The sequence below is a fragment of the Candidatus Ulvibacter alkanivorans genome (assembly GCF_003333325.1).
Classification (GTDB): Bacteria; Bacteroidota; Bacteroidia; order Flavobacteriales; family Flavobacteriaceae; genus Ulvibacter_A; species Ulvibacter_A alkanivorans.
Genome location: NZ_QOLC01000087.1, coordinates 1 through 16645 on the forward strand (window position 1 = coordinate 1; position 16645 = coordinate 16645).

The window sequence follows — 16645 nt, forward strand, 5'->3', positions numbered from 1 at the left end:
TTAGCAATTAGAGTAATTTTAAGACTTTACTTACTCAAGTACATTTTTCTACGCGCATATAGATCGTAGAAAGCATCATCTTTCAAACTATCGATAAACAAGATACTTTCTCCTGTACTTTTCATTTCAGGACCTAACTGCTTGTTCACGTTCGGGAATTTATTAAAACTAAACACCGGTTGTTTGATGGCATATCCTTCTAGTTTTGGATTGAACTTGAAATCGGTCACCTTGTTATGTCCTAGCATGATCTTAGTGGCATAGTTAACATAAGGTTCGCCATAGGCTTTAGCGATAAAAGGAACCGTTCTTGACGCTCTTGGATTGGCTTCAATAATAAAGACCTTATCGTCTTTGATCGCAAATTGTATGTTTATTAATCCAACTGTGTTCAATGCTTTTGCGATCTTTACCGTATGGTCTTTTATTTGCTGAAGTACCAGATCTCCTAAATTGAAAGGTGGTAACAAGGCGTTAGAGTCTCCCGAGTGAATACCACAAGGTTCAATATGTTCCATGATACCTATAATGTATACGTTCTCACCATCGCAGATCGCATCGGCTTCGGCTTCAATCGCACCGTCTAAGTAATGGTCTAACAGCAATTTGTTGTTCGGGATCTTCCGAAGTAAATCTACTACATGGTCCTCCAACTCTTGCTTATTAATCACGATCTTCATTCCCTGTCCTCCTAGAACGTATGAAGGTCTGATCAACAACGGAAAATCCAATTGATCTGCCAATACTAAGGCTTCTTCTGTGGTTTCAGCAGTACCAAACTCAGGATAAGGAATATCGTTTTCTTTCAACAATTTTGAAAAGCTACCTCTATCTTCGGCAAGGTCTAAGGATTGGTAACTAGTTCCCAGCACTTTAATTCCGTAACGATCTAGCTTCTCTGCCAGTTTTAAGGCAGTTTGACCACCCAACTGCACGATCACGCCTTCCGGTTTTTCGTGACGTATGATGTCGTAGATGTGTTCCCAGAACACCGGTTCGAAGTAAAGTTTATCGGCCACATCGAAATCGGTCGAAACGGTCTCAGGGTTACAATTTATCATGATGGTCTCATACCCTACTTCGGCTGCCGCTAATACCCCGTGGACACAACAATAATCGAATTCGATCCCTTGACCAATTCGGTTAGGTCCTGAACCTAATACGATGATCTTCTTCTTATCGGTCACCTCACTGTCGTTCTCGGCATACGAATCACCAGCTGCGGTTTCCATTTCATTTTCGAAGGTCGAGTAATAATATGGGGTTGCCGCTTTAAATTCGGCGGCACAAGTATCTACCAACTTATACACCCGTTGAATGTTCATCGCCTCACGTTTCTTATACACTTCGCTCTCTAGGCATTTTAGCATATGAGCGATCTGTCGATCACCATATCCCTTTTGCTTTGCTTCCAGTAAGAGTTCACGAGGAAGATTATCTAAGGTATATTCTGAAATTTCTTTCTCGAGTAAATACAGCTCCTCGTATTGCTTTAAGAACCACATATCGATCTTGGTGATCTCGTGGATACGACTAAGCGGTATTCCCATTTGAATTGCGTCGTAGATCACAAATACGCGGTCCCAACTAGCGTTCTTGAGTTTGTCTAATATCTGTTCGTAATTGGTATAGCTCTTCCCGTCGGCACCAAGTCCGTTGCGCTTTATCTCAAGCGATTGTGTTGCTTTGTGTAACGCCTCTTGGAACGATCGCCCAATTCCCATCACTTCTCCAACGGCCTTCATCTGTAGTCCGAGTGTACGATCCGATCCTTCAAATTTGTCGAAGTTCCAACGTGGTATTTTTACGATTACATAATCTAGCGTTGGCTCGAACAAGGCCGAGGTCGACTGTGTAATTTGATTTTGTAATTCGTTCAGGTGATACCCTATTGCTAATTTGGCTGCGATCTTTGCGATAGGATAACCTGTCGCTTTTGATGCTAAGGCCGATGAACGCGATACACGCGGATTGATCTCAATAGCGATGATCTCTTCTTCCTCATCAGGACTAACTGCGAATTGTACGTTACATCCTCCGGCAAAATCACCAATACTGCGCATCATATGGATCGCCATATCTCGCATTTTTTGGAAAGTTCTGTCACTTAATGTCATTGCGGGTGCTACGGTAATTGAGTCCCCGGTGTGAATTCCCATAGGATCCATATTTTCGATGGTACAGATGATCACGACATTGTCGTTACTATCACGTAGCAATTCGAGTTCGTATTCTTTCCATCCCATCATGGCCTTATCGATCATCACCTCATGAATTGGAGAGATCTCCAAACCTCTTGTAAGTAGTTCGTCGAAATCTTCGGCTTTGTGCACGATAGAAGCACCTGCACCCCCCAAGGTGTAGGAAGCACGAATAACCAGCGGAAAACCAAATTCTTGGGCAATCTCCTTTCCTTTCAGGTATGAAGTTGCCGTGGCCTGCGGTGCCATTTTTACACCAATTTTTTCCATTAGTGTTCTAAATTGCTCGCGGTCTTCGGTTATGTTTATGGCATTAATATCTACACCAATAATTTTTACGTCGAAATCGCTCCAAATCCCCTTCTCATCGGCTTCGATACATAAGTTAAGTGCTGTTTGTCCTCCCATAGTTGGCAACACAGCATCGATCTGCGGATGTTCTTTTAAAATCTTGATGATCGATTTGGTCGTTAGCGGCAAAAGATACACATGATCGGCCATGGATGGGTCGGTCATGATGGTGGCCGGATTCGAATTGATAAGGATGGTTTCAATACCGTCTTCGCGAAGTGAACGAAGTGCTTGCGATCCGGAATAATCGAATTCACACGCTTGACCAATGATAATAGGACCTGAACCTATAATTAAGATGGATTTTAGTTTGGGATTCTTTGGCATTTTTGAACTACTTTTAAGATGCGGTAAAATTACGACTCGATAGGGTATAAAAAAAAGGTGTTGCTTTTAAACAACACCTTTTTATTTATAACTTATCAACATTATTTTTTGTGACGAGTTTCAGAAGACACAGAAAGTTTCTTTCTGCCTTTCGCACGACGGGCAGCTAATACCTTTCTTCCGTTTACAGACGCCATACGCTCTCTAAAACCGTGTTTGTTTCTTCTCTTTCTCTTTGATGGCTGAAATGTTCTTTTCATTGCAAATTGGGTTAAAACTTCTGAAAAACTATTTTTTTAATCCCTACTTATGTATTCGGGTTCGCGTATCAAAACACTCATTTATTATGCTTTGCATAGGCGGGTGCAAATATACAATCATTTTTTTCTTTCCCAAATGTAAAATGCAAAAATTTTTATTTGTTTTTTATACCTTTGCCGTCCGCTACAAAAGCTAAAAAAATAAATGAATAAATCCCTCCTTACCCTAATTGGTTGTTTTGTCCTTTTGGCGACAAATTCTAAAGCGCAACACAGTTTAGAGATCGATCTAGAAAAAGGCACTGTTTTTACTATAGAACAGCATTCTGAACAAGACATCTTACAAGACATGGACGGTGTAGAACACAAGATGAAGAATACCATTGGAGGTGTTTATACGTTTGAAGTCGCCGACGTGATAAACGATACCTATGCTTTCGATGTTTCATTTGATAGCTTCCGGTTTAAGATCGAATCTGAGATTTACGGGGTGTTAAGCGACATTAACACCGAAGCCGTAGCCGAAGCCGACACTATGGAAGCCAATATTTTTCAAGGACTCTTAAACGTCAAATTTCAACTTTATGTATCAGCCACCGGTAAGATCGATTCACTTAATGGAAGTGAAAAGCTCGTAGATGGAATGCTTGCTCACGCAGGAATAGAAGATGAAGCCGCCAAGACATTTATACGGGAAGCGATGAAAGACGAATTTAACGACACAAGTTTACGAGAGAGCTTACAACCCATTACGTATATGTTTCCGAAGAAAAAAGTAAAAATAGGAGGCGAATGGCAAAATAGGTACGAAGGTGAAGTGACCTTGACAAACAATTGGAAATTAGATGCGTATTCAGCTTCAACATTTACGCTCCAGGGTACCTCTACCTTGGTCCTCGACACCACTACCGAAGGATTAATCATGAAACTGTCGGGAACACAAGAAACCGTTGCTATTATTGAAACTTCCACCGGATTTATGAAATCGATCGAAGTAACACAAAACGCCTCTGGTAACACGATAATTCCCGCTCAAAACAACGCCGAGATACCAACCAGTCTCGTCGGAACCTCAACTTTTAAAAGAATTTAAGCTATGTTCAATAAAAATATAAAACTCATTCTTGCCGTTCTAAGTATTGCCGCCGCCGTATGGCAGTTCATAGAAGGTAATATTGGAAATGGAATCATGTTCGTTCTATTGTCGGTCGTTTTTATCTTCCTCTATTATAAGAATGAACTCATTCTTCTGGCATTTTTAAGGCTTCGGAAGCAAGACTTCCCGGGAGCCAAAAAGTGGCTCGACAGAATTAAAAACCCGGAAACAGCATTGGTGCGCAAACAACAAGGATATTACAACTACCTTAACGGTTTGATGATCTCACAGACCAATATGAACGAAGCTGAAAAATACTTTAAAAAAGCAGTGAGTTTAGGGCTAAATATGGATGCCGATATGGCGATGACAAAATTGAACCTCGCGGGTATTGCGATGACAAAAAACCGAAAAAGAGAAGCAGAATTATTGCTTACAGAAGCGAAAAAGCTCGATAAACACAATATGCTGGACGAGCAGATCAAGATGATGAAAAAGCAAATGAAACGCGCCGGCCAACCCCGACAACAATTTGGTGGACGCGGTGGTCGTGGCGGAAGACGTTAATACGATTTTTCTTCCAAAAACTCCTGGTTTATAGGAATTTACGTACTTTTAGTGGTCGTTTAACGAATATTTTATTCCGAAGAACGAAAAAACAATGCTAACCAATCTTAGCTTTCTACCTTTGCATTGTAATCAACCTCACATGCCTATGAGTAGAATTCTACTTCTTCTATTCTTATCGGTTTCTCTTATAGCACAATCACAACAAATTGAGCAGGAATCCTTATTCTCTCAAATGATTGGAAAAAATATCAAGAAATACACCTTAGAATCACAGAAAGCCTATGCAACTAACAATTTTGAACGAGCAGAATTCTTATTCGATTCTTTGATAAATCATGTGGTAAACGAAAGTTTTATCGACAACTTTAAGTTCAAGAAACGATCGGGTCGTACCGTAGAACTCTACGATTACGAAAAACCGATCTTTTTAATGACCTATGCATCTTGGTGTACGCCCGGCGTTGGCGAAATTCCTGCGCTAAATGAGATTGCTGAAAAATACCATAAGGACATCGATTTTATCGTGTTGTTCTGGGATTCTCGTGACAAGGTGAAAAAAGTCGCTCGCGAATACAGCCGGCATATAGATGTAGTCTATGTTGACGAGCGAGATAATAAAAACAACTATGTGGTACAAAGCATGAAACATAGTCTGGGCTTTCCTACCTCCTTCTTTATCGATGCACAAAAGAAGATCGTAGATGTACGCCGTGGTGTGTTACATCCGTATGAAGAAGCTTACGAGATTTCTTTCGAACTCAACTACAACTCTTTCTTAAATGGAATTTCACTCTTGAAGCATCTTCCGGAAGCTTCAGACGGATTGGTAACCAAAGACAAGCCGCTTCCATAACACCTTACTTTCCGAAGAACAACTTAATTGCTGCGATCAATAAGATGATCGCAAATATCTTCTTTAACACCTGTTGATCCAATCGCACGGCAAATTTAGACCCTAACAAACCACCTATAACAAAGCATATAGCTATAACTATGGCATAGCTCCATTTAATGGGATGACCGGACGTATGATAGGTGTAGGCGGCCAAAAAAGTAACAGGAACGGCCAAGACCGCTAAACTCATGCCCTGCGCCTCATGTTGGTTAAAACCCAACATCAAGATCATTAAAGGGATCATCACCACGCCTCCTCCTACACCCATGAATCCGCTTAAAATACCGGCTAGCAAGCCAATGAGCACTAATGAAAGCAGAACTGTAATATTCATAAAAAAATTATTGCCCGGCTGAGTAATATCCTTTCTCTGGAATTTCTATATAATATTCTTTTCCGGAGGCATTCTTAAGATAGGTATCGCGCAACCACGGATTGTGAATTTTCAAGATCTTATAATTAATGCCGTGCTGTTTGGCAAAATCGGCAAAGTCATCTACCGGAGTAGTTACTTTTACAGTATAGGTAGGAATAGGTTGATACAGGTCCTTTTCTCTAAAGTTAAAGCCGTACTTCTCAGGGTTCGACAAGATCTCTTTAAATGCTAGAATGCGAAACACGTATCGGCTGGTTTCATCATTCAACAGTATATCGTAGTAGTTATTGGAAGCTTTTTGCCTATCGATTTGTTTGCTTACTCCATAATTTCCAGCATTATAGGCTGCGGCTGCTAAGGTCCAACTTCCAAAGCGCTCTTTCGATTTTTTCAAATATTCGGCAGCGACCTCTGTCGCTTTTTCGAGATTGTAACGTTCGTCTACATAATCGTTGATCTCTAGTCCGTATTCTCTTCCCGTACTCTTTAAGAAATGCCAAAAGCCTGCAGCACCGGCCGGTGAACTGTTGTTCTCCAATCCGCTTTCTGCCACCGCCAAGTATTTAAAGTCATCGGGCAAACCGTATTTTTCTAACAACGGCTCAATTATGGGAAAGTATTTGTTGGCTCGTTTAAAGATCAACAACCCATTAGATTGCCAATAGGTGTTTACCAATAACTCGCGGTCCATACGTTCACGAATATCGGGTTCGTTTAGCGGCACCGGTTCCCCGGCAAAATCCATTGTTTCGGGAATTGGAAGTGCATAGACATTATAGTCGTTCACTAATTTCTTTTCCAAATTTTCATTGGTTGTCGGGGTTTCTTGTACGGCATTAACACATAAACTGCTCACCCCAAATAAAACAGTTACCAAACCAATTTTTGAAAGGATACTCATAACTTTAAAATTTTTCTTTAAAGATATAGAATTATCCTATTGATGCCACAGCACAGAGCGTTAATCTTTGCCTTCAATAAGTTCGGAAATCTTCTTTGAAAGCCACGCCCCTTTATTAATGATCATAATGTGGGTACCGCCTTTTAAACGTATACAATCATCGATATTCTTAATAGGAAAAACCACGTCCTTATCACCGTGAATATGAATTACTTCTTTTAACGGCTCCTTACGCTTCCAGCATACCATTTGCTCAATGGCCCAATCGAGGTACTGTTTGTCGCGCACATGCAAGTATTCCTGATAGATCTTAAGACGTTTCTCCGTTTTAGGTCCAATAGCAAATTTGGTAAGATCATCGGCGCTCAACACTAAACTGGTAGGCACTAATTTATACGCATAGGTCTTTCTCGCGATCTTTAGACGTCGAGGAAATTCTTGTCTTGATTTCACGCTGCTTATGATGATTAGTTGCTTTAGGTCGAGAAATTGGCTCATCTCTTGTACCATCACACCTCCAAAAGAAACTCCAATCAACACTACATTATCATGAGTGATCTTTGCTGCCATACGCTGGGCATACGATTGTATAGACTCTTTCTTCTCGGGTACTAACCACTCAAGTATATGCATCTCATACCGTTCGCCGGGAAAGGAAATATTGCGAAATATTTCTTGGCCGGCAGCTAAGCCCGGCACAAAATAAATATGTTTTTTCGAAGAAGACATCCCGTATTAGAATTTAAAAAAATGGTAAAGCACAAAGATTATTCGTAAATTTACAGTGCAAAGATATAATTATCCTACGGCAACGGGGCGTACCAAATGAATAAGATTTTACATCCGGCAGCAACGCGAGGCAGTGCCAATTACGGATGGCTCAAAGCCAACTACTCCTTTAGCTTTGCTAATTACTTTGACCCGAATCGCACAAATTTTGGCGTACTTCGGGTATTCAACGATGATTATGTAGCTCCTGCAATGGGCTTCGGAAAGCACCCACATCGCAATATGGAAATAGTTACCATTCCCCAAACCGGAGCTTTAAAGCACAAAGACTCTATGGGCCATTCCGAAGTGATACACAGCGGCGAAATACAAGTAATGAGCGCCGGTAGTGGAGTCGAACACAGCGAAGTGAACGCCAGCACCACCGAGCCGGTAACACTATTTCAAATTTGGATCATCCCAGAAAAAGAAGAGGTTGCGCCGCGTTACGATCAAAAAAAAATAAAACCATTACTAAAACAAAACGCCTTAAGTACCGTTGTAAAACCACGTAATGAGGCGAAGGACGGAGAACTTTGGATCCATCAACAAGCCTATTTTAATATGGGTGAGTTCACCAAAGAAACTACCCTTGAATACAGCCTAAATCAAAAAGAGCACGGTGCCTATATCTTTGTAATTAATGGCACTGTTGTTGTTGATAATGAGACACTTAATAAAAAAGACGCCATTGGAGTCTGGGAAACCGATACCATAGCGATAACCGCCCAAAAAGACAGTACAATACTGCTTATCGAAGTACCCATGAACTTAAATTAACTCCCTATGATAGACGATGTAGAAATTACCGACAATGAATTTTTAAGACAGTTCGAACTTGAAATAGGCGATAATATGGCCCGTATCGAATATGCGCTTCAAGATCGAAAGATTTTCTTGACCAAGTACGAAATGCCGGAAGACCTGGAAGATCAAGGTTTCCGTGAGATCTTTATCAAAGCGGTGTTCGAGGAAGTACGCGAACGTGGCATTAGCTTGGTTCCTACCAGTCCCGAGATCGCCGGATTTATGCGTAAGAACAGAAGAAAATACCGCGATCTATTGCCTGTAGGTATTAGTATTTAGGGCGCTCCCCACCTTCAGTAGGTCGTGCTTTCGCCTATATCTTTTTTGGCTTGTGCTTTGTCAGAAGAAACTGCTGTTCAACGCATCCAAAAAAGGATGCCGGCTCTATCCCTAGCGCAACACAGGCGATGACGCAAAAACAAAGCGTACCAATCCGTCTGTGTCTATCCTTTCCAGTGTTACTTGGTGTAAGGTATTTACTAACTCCGGATTCCAAGGCGCCTTCACTTTTACGTAATTCTCTGTAAATCCGTGTATGTAGCCTTTTTTATTCTCCCCTTCAAATAAGACAGTACGAGTTGTTCCTAATTGCTGCTCGTAAAAAGCACGTCGTTTCTTGGCCGAGAGTCCGCGCAACATTTTACTTCGTTTCTTTCGTACGTTCATTGGCACAACACCCTCCATACTGGCTGCAGGGGTATTATCACGTTCCGAATACGTAAATACGTGTAAATACGAGATGTCTAATGCGTTCAAAAATTCGTAGGTTTCTAAGAAGTGTTCGTCTGTCTCACCCGGAAATCCAACGATCACATCAACGCCTATACAAGCATGTGGCATGACCTCACGAACTTTAGCAATTCGGTCTACATACAATTCGCGCAGATACCTTCGGCGCATCAACTTAAGTATATCATTGCTTCCACTTTGCAGTGGGATATGAAAGTGAGGCACGAACGTATCCGATTGTGCAACAAATTCAATGGTTTCGTTCTTAAGTAAGTTTGGCTCGATAGAGGAGATACGCAAGCGTTCTATTCCCGCCACGGCATCCAGCGCTTTTACAAGGTCTAAGAACGTGTGTTCGTGCTTCTTGTTACCAAATTCACCCTTGCCGTAATCACCTATGTTTACACCGGTCAAAACGATCTCTTTGATCCCTTTGGCACTAATAGCCGCAGCGTTTTCTAATACATTCTCTAAGGTGTCACTTCTAGAGATACCGCGAGCCAAGGGTATGGTACAATAGGTACATTTGTAATCGCATCCGTCTTGTACTTTTAGGAACGCTCTTGTTCGGTCTCCTATAGAATAACTACTCACGTAAAAATTAGCATCCTCGATCTCACTCGCATACACTTCGGCACTACTGCCCGTGCGCTCCGGATTGTCGAGTAATTCATGAATATACTCGTTGATCTTGAATTTTTCTGTAGCACCCAAGACAAGATCCACGCCATCTACATCGGCCAGTTCCTGTGGTTTTAATTGTGCATAACAACCAATCGCGGCGACGAATGCCTCCGGATTTACCTTTTGAGCCTGTTTTACGATCGATTTAAATCGCTTATCGGCATTTTCAGTAACGCTACACGTATTTATTACATAAATGTCTGCTTTTTCAGAAAAATCAACACGCGCAAATCCTTCGTCAGTAAAGTCTCTGGCGATGGTTGCGGTTTCACTGAAATTCAATTTACAGCCTAATGTATAAAAAGCAACTTTTTTTGTAGCGTTCATTCTCGTACTTTTGGCAAAATGAGGGTGCAAAGGTACAAAGTATTGTTGGTTCTATAAATGCTGAACAATTGAAAGTTACTTCTTTAGTTTTCATCATTTTAAAAAAACAACGAATACCTCACTTTTTTAATAATGAACTCAAAAAATAGCAATTGAACTCAAGATCTGGTCTCCAATTAAGAACGCAACACTGTTTTAGAACGCTTCGTCTTGCGCTGTGCTGCTTTGCAATTTCACTGCTGTACGGGTGTGGTGAAACTACCGAAACAGCTCGAGAACATCTTGTATTTCGCTATAATGAACACAGCAACATTCCCACACTGGATCCTGCTTTTGCTCGCAATCCGCAAATTATTTGGCCTACCAATCAACTGTACAACGGGCTAGTTCAATTGGATGATTCGCTCGCCATTCGACCCGATATTGCGAAATCATGGCGCATGGTCGATAGTACATGTACGTTCTATTTTACCTTAAGAGACGATGTGTATTTTCATAAAAATGCAGTCTTCGGAAAAGACTCTACCCGTACCGTAACCGCTCACGATTTTGAATATAGTTTCGCACGCCTTATCGATCCAAAAGTGGCATCTTCAGGAAGCTGGGTAATGAACAACGTAGAAATGTTCCAAGCAGAGAACGATTCTATATTTAAGATCGTACTAAACAAACCCTTTCCGCCTTTCTTGGGAATGTTAGGCATGCGTTATTTTTCCGTAGTACCCAAAGAAGCGGTTGAAAAATACGGAACTGAATTCCGAAGAAATCCTGTAGGAACAGGTCCGTTTCAATTCAAAATGTGGGAAGAAAATGTAAAACTAGTGCTAAGACGAAATCCGCTGTATTTTGAAACCGACCAAAAAGGCGAACAGCTACCGTATCTGGAAGCAGTTGCCATCACTTTTCTGCCCGACAAACAAAGTGAGTTCTTACAATTCGCACAAGGAAAGCTAGATTTCGTCTCCGGTTTGGACAATTCGTATAAGGATGAGATCATAACCACTACTGGCAAGCTACAAGCAGCGTATAGCGATCGTGTAAAATTGATCACAGCTCCTTATTTAAACACCGAATACCTCGGTTTCTTTCTAGAAGCCAATACACCCGAAATCCAATCGAAAGCCTTGCGACAAGCTGTGAACTATGGTTTCGATCGAGTGAAAATGGTCACCTATCTGCGCAATGGGATGGGGATTCCTGCTGTTCACGGAGTAATCCCTAAAGGATTGCCCGGCTTTGACAATATTGAAGGCTATGAATACGATCCTGAAAAAGCGAAACAATTGATCGAGCAGTATACAACTGAAACGGGAGATAACGAGCCACAGATCGTGATTGGCACTAATAGTCAGTACTTGGATATTTGTGAGTACATACAGCGCGAATTGGAGAAATTGGGGATCGATGTAACCATCGATGTGGTTCCTCCCTCTACCCTTCGACAAATGAAGAGCAGTGGCGAATTGGATATTTTTAGGGCTAGTTGGATTGCCGATTATCCCGATGCAGAAAATTATCTATCCCTTTTTTACAGTCCGAACTTTACACCCGATGGCCCAAACTACACCCATTTCAAAAGCGAAGTATTTGACAGTCTCTACGCTCGATCATTAGAAATATCGGATATCGAACAGCGTAAGGAATTATATACTAAAATGGATTCGATCATTGTTGCAGAGGCCCCTGTAGTACCATTGTATTATGATAAGGCCATCCGATTCGTGAACAAGAAAGTACACGGACTCGGAGTAAACCCACAGAATTTTCTTGTGTTAAAGAATGTGTATAAGGACGAATAGCAATTAATTTCTAAATTCATCGTAGGAATTTGAGTTTAACACGCATAACAATCGTATTAAATAGTAAATGTCGCAGATGAAGGTTTTCTTAATATACTTACTGATCTCCACTTCATTGTAATCTGTAAGGAACATTATATAAGATTCATGCGCAAAGAAAATTTTATCAGAATTTTTAACAACTACGTATGAGTCAAAGGGCAAACCGTCCGCGTCGGTCATACCAATAGTAATGGTGCCATCGTTTTGCTTTGTTACATTTAGTTTTTTTCGATAGTCTGAGTTATCATTATGGGAGAGTCCGTATAAAACTTCTCCCTTTGCATTCACGCTTCTCCCCATCAATGGTCTATAAGCGCCGTTGCCTTCTTCATCCCATACTATTCCAGAAAAGGAACCCTTCTCAATATATTCTGCTCTAGGGTGGCAGTATTCTTTTTTCGATTCCGGACTCTCATAGCAACTTTTAAGGTAGAACTTCTTTTTTTGATTGTTTATATAGATGGCATTTCCTAATTTAAAGGGGTTGTAAGGGCTGTCTTCTAAATATTTCATATGGGAATGTTCCTTTTTGCCAATAGCTTTACTACCTATAATCATCAAATTGTGATGGCCACGAGTCACATAATTTACACTGTCCTTTTGTAGAGCCTTGATATCCATTATTTTCAGATTCCATGAGCCACCATCTCTTTCCATCATAAGGGTTACTCCCTTGGGTTTACCTTCATACAAGCCCTCAATAAAGACCAAGGATTGTTCGTCCATGAGACTATATTCACGCAAAATAATACCTTCTTCTTCGTTGCCCCATAAAAACTTTTCTTGATAGTTCGCATCCGAGAACTTATTCCAGTGTTCCACCCTTAAATCATAGTTTTGTTTATGTTGTCCCAGCGTAGCGAAGCTGATGAGGAGAAAAAGAATGGGGATAGTAAAGGAAACTAGGTTGTTCATGTGTACATTTTAGGTTTCAAAATAAATTACGAGACAGTATAGTATTTTTTTTAATTTTTTCAAAAAAATAGAATAAAGCAGTAAAAGTATATCCCCTTTTCAAGGTTAATCTCAGGTCCCGGCTATAGTAGTATTCGTTACGCATTTCTACTTCGACCTCTATAGTCAATTTTAAAAGGCAAGTATAGATCTTCGATCTTATTGACCAAAAGAAAGAGTATTGGTATGATATCTATCTGAGCATGCAGTGTAAACACAAGCCGAGAAAATTCGCTATACCATTCTGTAAGGCAAGGATAAGTTATTATTTAACTGTAGACAGTTGACTAAAATGGTAAGCCTATAAAAAAGCATTATCCTTTTCGCCACTTGGCAGTAATTTCAAAGACGTGTTCCAGCAGTTTAGCGTCTATTTCTGAAAACGCTACATTTCTACGTGCCATCACTACTTTCGCCACTTCAAAGGCCTTGTTTGTTTTGTAGGTCGTCATTCCTTTGCTTCCTCCCCAGCTAAAGCTTGGTACAAAATTTCTCGGGAAACCGCTTCCGAAGATATTAGCGCTTACACCCACCACGGTTCCTGTATTGAACATGGTATTGATCCCACATTTACTATGATCGCCCATCATTAGACCACAAAACTGCAAGCCCGTGCGTGCAAAGCCTTCGGTGTCGTAGTCCCACAGCCGCACTTCGGCGTAATTGTTCTTCAAATTAGAATTATTGCTGTCGGCCCCAATATTGCACCATTCGCCCAGCACCGAATTGCCCAAGAACCCGTCATGCCCTTTATTGGAGTATCCAAACAGCACCGAATTGTTGACCTCCCCTCCTACTTTACAATGAGGTCCGATCGTGGTACCGCTATAAATCTTTGCTCCCATTTTTAAGGTGGCGTTCTCACACAAAGCAAACGGACCACGTACGGTACATCCTTCCATGATCTCTGCATTTTTACCTATGTAAATGGGGCCATCGGTAGCATTTAGCGAACATAAGGGCAAGGTAGCACCTTCTTCGACAAAGATCCGGTCGGGATTAATAGCAAAGACCGAAGCTGCTAATGGTTGTGATTTTCTTCCTTTGGTAAGCAACTCAAAATCTCGTTCTATCGCCTCGTGATTCTTTGAAAAAATATCCCAACTGTGTTCTATGCGCAAGATATCATCATAGGTATATTGGATGATCTCATACGCATCGAAATCAACTTCTTGTCCTTCCGAAGTAAAAAAAGCGATTGGTTCATCCTCTAGAAAGACAGCTTGATTTTCGGACAGCCCTTTAACAATTTTCGCTAAGTTTTCCGAAGGAATAAAGGAGGCATTTATCAATACATTCTTTTCTAACTCCACCATGGGAAATTTATCGGTGAGATAGGCTTCCGTCACTGTAGTAGTTGTAAATCCGAGCAATAGCTCCCATTTTTCCCGAATGGTAAGTATTCCTACTCTAATATCGGCTACGGGTCTTGTAAATGTGAATGGTAGTAGTTGATCGCGAACGTTTCCGTCGAAAAGAATATAATTCATAATTTGTTTGGTCAAAAAAGAGTAAAGATACTAAGAACTTTTGTTGGCTGAGACTATGGCATAAAAAAAGCCTTCGGAACACCGAAGGCTTATATCGTAAAAAGAAGCAATACTATTCTTCTTCTTTAACTGCTTTTGCAGGTTTCTTAAATTTAGAATACTTGTTCTTGAACTTGTCGATACGACCAGCGGTATCGATAAGCTTAGATTTACCAGTATAAAAAGGGTGCGAAGTTCTGGAGATCTCCAGCTTAACCAAAGGATACTCGACACCATCTACTTCTAGTGTTTCTTTCGTGTGTGCTGTTGACTTTGTAATGAATACCTCATCGTTAGACATATCCTTAAAAGCAACTAATCTATAATTTTCAGGATGGATTCCTTTTTTCATTTCCTTATTCTTTTAATATACTAATTCCGACCCTTCGGATTTCAGTTTGCAAATTTAATCAATATTGTTAAATGCACAATAAAATTTCCTTATTTTTTCTATGGCGTATAAAAAGCGAAAACATGCCGTAACGTTTTGTTATATTTGACAACTAACTACGCGAACCAAAAAAACAAAAAATGGAAACACAAACTGCATCAACCAAAAAGATAGGTCTTAATTATGGACTTATATTAGGACTTATTTCGGTTGCCTTTTCGGTAATCATTTGGGTATTAGGCTACGCTATCGAACGCCCATGGTGGACATCGGTACTTAGCTTTGTAATCATGCTACTCGTTATTATCTACGGGCTTAAAGCATTTAAAAGTGGTAACAGTGGTTTTATGTCACTGGGACAAGCCATTAAAACCGGATTGACCATTGCGCTTATCGCCGGAATAATTAGTGCGCTATACACCTATGTTTTTGTTACCGTGATCGAACCGGACTTCGTTGGGCAAATACTCGAAGAAACCGAACGGCAGATGTATGAACAAAATCCGAATATTACTTCGGAACAAGCAGAAATGGGACTTTCGATGACCGAAAAGTTTACTAGTCCGTGGATGATGTCTATATTTACCATCATTGGTAGCTTGTTCTTCGGTTTTATTATTTCGTTGATCGCAGGTTTGATCATGAAGAACAACAAGCCGGAACATTTACAATAGAATTAAATGAAATTATCTGTCGTTATTCCACTTCTTAACGAAGAAGAATCATTGAACGAATTATACCATTGGATTGCATCTGTGATGCAGTCCAATGGTTTTTTATACGAATTAATTCTTATCGATGACGGCAGCACCGACGATTCTTGGAAGCACATTGAAGCCTTAGCACAAGAACATTCCGAAGTAAAAGGCATTCGGTTTTTAAAGAACTTTGGAAAGTCCCAAGCACTGCACGCCGGATTTGGAATGGCTGAAGGCGATGTGGTTATTACAATGGATGCCGATTTACAGGACAATCCGGAAGAGATCCCCGAATTGGTCACCATGATCACCAATCAAGGATACGACCTTGTCTCCGGCTGGAAAAAGAAACGATACGACTCTGTAGTGAGCAAGAATATGCCTTCTAAGCTATTTAATTTTGCTGCAAGAAAGACTTCAGGCGTAAAGCTACATGACTTCAATTGTGGATTAAAAGCCTATAAAAAAGAGGTCATCAAGACCATAGAAGTTACAGGAGAAATGCATCGGTATATACCGGTCCTGGCAAAAAATGCCGGCTTCAATAAAATTGGTGAAAAGGTAGTGAAACACCAAGCCCGAAAATATGGGACCACCAAATTTGGCATGGAACGTTTTGTTCGTGGCTTTTTAGACTTGATCACGATTTCATTTCTTTCTCGCTTCGGAAAAAGACCCATGCACCTATTTGGCGCTTGGGGAGCAATTATGCTCTTTATTGGCTTCTGCTTTGCGCTATACTTAGGTATCGATAAGCTTTTTATCGATCCAACCGGTCGTCTAATTACCGAAAGACCACAGTTTTATCTAGCGCTTACTGCCATGATTCTGGGTACTCAACTATTCTTAGCCGGCTTCCTAGGCGAGTTATTTCTGCGCAGTAGAAAAGGAGGCCCCAACTACATCGTTAAAGAAGTGCTTAACTTAAAAGAATAACGGC

At 40.7% G+C, this 16645-nt stretch carries 17 protein-coding genes; 8 read left to right on the forward strand and 9 right to left on the reverse strand.

The genetic code is table 11. The annotated features are described in order from the left end of the window. Positions 1-26 precede the first annotated feature (26 nt). Together carB and rpmH are read right to left on the reverse strand one after the other, a co-directional pair. On the reverse strand, positions 27-2879 hold the full coding sequence (gene carB, locus DWA30_RS08600) for a carbamoyl-phosphate synthase large subunit (RefSeq protein ID WP_114492134.1): 2853 nt from the start codon (positions 2877-2879) through the stop codon (positions 27-29). A 101-nt stretch (positions 2880-2980) separates the two neighbouring features. Next, entirely contained in the window at positions 2981-3139 is a 159-nt protein-coding gene (rpmH, locus tag DWA30_RS08605; RefSeq protein WP_114492135.1) for a 50S ribosomal protein L34, read from the reverse strand. Positions 3140-3344: 205 nt separating this feature from the next. Between rpmH and DWA30_RS08610 the strand changes: the two genes are divergently transcribed. The 3 genes from DWA30_RS08610 to DWA30_RS08620 all read left to right on the forward strand — a co-directional run bounded on the left by DWA30_RS08610 (position 3345) and on the right by DWA30_RS08620 (position 5658). Continuing rightward, positions 3345-4232, forward strand: a complete 888-nt coding sequence (locus DWA30_RS08610) for a DUF6263 family protein (protein WP_114492136.1) — start codon at positions 3345-3347, stop codon at positions 4230-4232. A gap of 3 nt (positions 4233-4235) precedes the next feature. After that, entirely contained in the window at positions 4236-4802 is a 567-nt protein-coding gene (locus DWA30_RS08615) for a DUF2892 domain-containing protein (protein WP_114492137.1), read from the forward strand. A gap of 148 nt (positions 4803-4950) precedes the next feature. After that, positions 4951-5658 (forward strand): TlpA family protein disulfide reductase, encoded by a 708-nt coding sequence (locus tag DWA30_RS08620; RefSeq protein ID WP_114492138.1) that lies wholly within the window; start codon positions 4951-4953, stop codon positions 5656-5658. A 4-nt stretch (positions 5659-5662) separates the two neighbouring features. Here the strand turns inward: DWA30_RS08620 and DWA30_RS08625 are convergent, their stop codons facing one another. From DWA30_RS08625 to DWA30_RS08635, 3 genes are read right to left on the reverse strand one after another with little or no spacing between them, the layout of a single operon-like run. Continuing rightward, entirely contained in the window at positions 5663-6034 is a 372-nt protein-coding gene (locus DWA30_RS08625) for a sulfite exporter TauE/SafE family protein (protein WP_114492139.1), read from the reverse strand. A 7-nt stretch (positions 6035-6041) separates the two neighbouring features. After that, positions 6042-6977: a lytic transglycosylase domain-containing protein gene (locus DWA30_RS08630; protein WP_114492140.1), complete on the reverse strand. Its 936-nt coding sequence runs from the start codon at positions 6975-6977 to the stop codon at positions 6042-6044. A gap of 60 nt (positions 6978-7037) precedes the next feature. Further along, on the reverse strand, positions 7038-7706 hold the full coding sequence (locus DWA30_RS08635; protein ID WP_114492141.1) for an alpha/beta fold hydrolase: 669 nt from the start codon (positions 7704-7706) through the stop codon (positions 7038-7040). A 96-nt stretch (positions 7707-7802) separates the two neighbouring features. On the opposite strand from DWA30_RS08635, the gene DWA30_RS08640 reads away from it, so the two are divergent. Next, the gene (locus DWA30_RS08640) at positions 7803-8525 is read left to right on the forward strand and encodes a pirin family protein (protein WP_114492142.1); all 723 of its coding nucleotides are present in this window, start codon (positions 7803-7805) and stop codon (positions 8523-8525) included. A gap of 6 nt (positions 8526-8531) precedes the next feature. Continuing rightward, positions 8532-8831 (forward strand): GNAT family N-acetyltransferase, encoded by a 300-nt coding sequence (locus DWA30_RS08645; protein WP_114492143.1) that lies wholly within the window; start codon positions 8532-8534, stop codon positions 8829-8831. A gap of 111 nt (positions 8832-8942) precedes the next feature. Here DWA30_RS08645 and mtaB read toward each other — a convergent pair whose 3' ends face one another. After that, a complete protein-coding gene (gene mtaB / locus DWA30_RS08650; protein WP_114492144.1) occupies positions 8943-10292 on the reverse strand; it encodes a tRNA (N(6)-L-threonylcarbamoyladenosine(37)-C(2))-methylthiotransferase MtaB in 1350 nt (449 codons plus the stop codon). Positions 10293-10444: 152 nt separating this feature from the next. On the opposite strand from mtaB, the gene DWA30_RS08655 reads away from it, so the two are divergent. Beyond that, positions 10445-12091, forward strand: a complete 1647-nt coding sequence (locus tag DWA30_RS08655) for an ABC transporter substrate-binding protein (protein ID WP_438829899.1) — start codon at positions 10445-10447, stop codon at positions 12089-12091. A 3-nt stretch (positions 12092-12094) separates the two neighbouring features. Here the strand turns inward: DWA30_RS08655 and DWA30_RS08660 are convergent, their stop codons facing one another. The 3 genes from DWA30_RS08660 to DWA30_RS08670 form a co-directional block, all read right to left on the reverse strand. Next, positions 12095-13048: a hypothetical protein gene (locus DWA30_RS08660; RefSeq protein WP_114492145.1), complete on the reverse strand. Its 954-nt coding sequence runs from the start codon at positions 13046-13048 to the stop codon at positions 12095-12097. 353 nt (positions 13049-13401) lie between these two features. Beyond that, positions 13402-14577, reverse strand: coding sequence for a GlmU family protein (locus DWA30_RS08665; protein WP_114492146.1), 1176 nt, complete (start codon positions 14575-14577; stop codon positions 13402-13404). A 112-nt stretch (positions 14578-14689) separates the two neighbouring features. Continuing rightward, positions 14690-14968: a type B 50S ribosomal protein L31 gene (locus tag DWA30_RS08670; RefSeq protein WP_114492147.1), complete on the reverse strand. Its 279-nt coding sequence runs from the start codon at positions 14966-14968 to the stop codon at positions 14690-14692. A 179-nt stretch (positions 14969-15147) separates the two neighbouring features. On the opposite strand from DWA30_RS08670, the gene DWA30_RS08675 reads away from it, so the two are divergent. Both DWA30_RS08675 and DWA30_RS08680 read left to right on the forward strand, forming a co-directional pair. After that, entirely contained in the window at positions 15148-15681 is a 534-nt protein-coding gene (locus tag DWA30_RS08675; protein ID WP_114492148.1) for a DUF4199 domain-containing protein, read from the forward strand. Between the two features lie 6 nt (positions 15682-15687). Then, a complete protein-coding gene (locus DWA30_RS08680; protein WP_114492149.1) occupies positions 15688-16641 on the forward strand; it encodes a glycosyltransferase family 2 protein in 954 nt (317 codons plus the stop codon). Positions 16642-16645 lie beyond the last annotated feature (4 nt).

Excerpts from the sequence above, each read along its gene's own strand:
- carB (WP_114492134.1), bottom strand. The coding sequence starts at position 2,879 with ATGCCAAAGAATCCCAAACTAAAATCCATCTTAATTATAGGTTCAGGT.
- rpmH (WP_114492135.1), bottom strand. The coding sequence starts at position 3,139 with ATGAAAAGAACATTTCAGCCATCAAAGAGAAAGAGAAGAAACAAACAC.
- DWA30_RS08610 (WP_114492136.1), top strand. The coding sequence starts at position 3,345 with ATGAATAAATCCCTCCTTACCCTAATTGGTTGTTTTGTCCTTTTGGCG.
- DWA30_RS08615 (WP_114492137.1), top strand. The coding sequence starts at position 4,236 with ATGTTCAATAAAAATATAAAACTCATTCTTGCCGTTCTAAGTATTGCC.
- DWA30_RS08620 (WP_114492138.1), top strand. The coding sequence starts at position 4,951 with ATGAGTAGAATTCTACTTCTTCTATTCTTATCGGTTTCTCTTATAGCA.
- DWA30_RS08625 (WP_114492139.1), bottom strand. The coding sequence starts at position 6,034 with ATGAATATTACAGTTCTGCTTTCATTAGTGCTCATTGGCTTGCTAGCC.
- DWA30_RS08630 (WP_114492140.1), bottom strand. The coding sequence starts at position 6,977 with ATGAGTATCCTTTCAAAAATTGGTTTGGTAACTGTTTTATTTGGGGTG.
- DWA30_RS08635 (WP_114492141.1), bottom strand. The coding sequence starts at position 7,706 with ATGTCTTCTTCGAAAAAACATATTTATTTTGTGCCGGGCTTAGCTGCC.
- DWA30_RS08640 (WP_114492142.1), top strand. The coding sequence starts at position 7,803 with ATGAATAAGATTTTACATCCGGCAGCAACGCGAGGCAGTGCCAATTAC.
- DWA30_RS08645 (WP_114492143.1), top strand. The coding sequence starts at position 8,532 with ATGATAGACGATGTAGAAATTACCGACAATGAATTTTTAAGACAGTTC.
- mtaB (WP_114492144.1), bottom strand. The coding sequence starts at position 10,292 with ATGAACGCTACAAAAAAAGTTGCTTTTTATACATTAGGCTGTAAATTG.
- DWA30_RS08660 (WP_114492145.1), bottom strand. The coding sequence starts at position 13,048 with ATGAACAACCTAGTTTCCTTTACTATCCCCATTCTTTTTCTCCTCATC.
- DWA30_RS08665 (WP_114492146.1), bottom strand. The coding sequence starts at position 14,577 with ATGAATTATATTCTTTTCGACGGAAACGTTCGCGATCAACTACTACCA.
- DWA30_RS08670 (WP_114492147.1), bottom strand. The coding sequence starts at position 14,968 with ATGAAAAAAGGAATCCATCCTGAAAATTATAGATTAGTTGCTTTTAAG.
- DWA30_RS08675 (WP_114492148.1), top strand. The coding sequence starts at position 15,148 with ATGGAAACACAAACTGCATCAACCAAAAAGATAGGTCTTAATTATGGA.
- DWA30_RS08680 (WP_114492149.1), top strand. The coding sequence starts at position 15,688 with ATGAAATTATCTGTCGTTATTCCACTTCTTAACGAAGAAGAATCATTG.